Raw genomic sequence first — 422 nt, 5'->3', positions numbered from 1 at the left:
TTACAATACAACCAAGCTATTCCCAAAACTAAAGATGCTGAAAGCGGACGGGTCGTACATAAAAGAGGTCGCCAGAATTGAAAAACAGGAATTGCTGATCCTTGACGACTTCGGTATCCAGCACCTGGACGAAATGGGAAGAATGGCACTGCTTGAAATCATAGAAGATCGGCACGGGAAAGCATCAACAATAGTAGCATCCCAACTTCCGGTAACAAAATGGTTCGAGACGATAGGTGACAGCACAATAGCAGACGCAATCCTTGACAGGCTGGTACACACCGCACACAGAATCGAACTGAAAGGAGAATCAATGAGAAAAAAACGATAACTTTAACCGCCAATAAAACGGTAACTGAAAACCCTAAAGAAGAGGGTGGTCAAGATCACCGGATTGGTGGTCAAGATCACCGGAATTTACA

At 44.3% G+C, this 422-nt stretch carries 1 protein-coding gene; it reads left to right on the top strand.

What is annotated here, in order from left to right; translation table 11 throughout:
- On the top strand, positions 1–331 hold a 331-nt coding region (locus tag IAQ59_RS22180; protein WP_209333034.1), incomplete at its 5' end, for an ATP-binding protein.
- Positions 332–422: the final 91 nt, after the last annotated feature.

The organism is Lunatimonas salinarum (assembly GCF_017811155.1).
Lineage (GTDB): Bacteria > Bacteroidota > Bacteroidia > Cytophagales > Cyclobacteriaceae > Lunatimonas > Lunatimonas salinarum.
The sequence above is the reverse complement of the archived record's forward strand: the minus strand, read 5'-3'. Positions and strand labels throughout refer to the sequence as shown.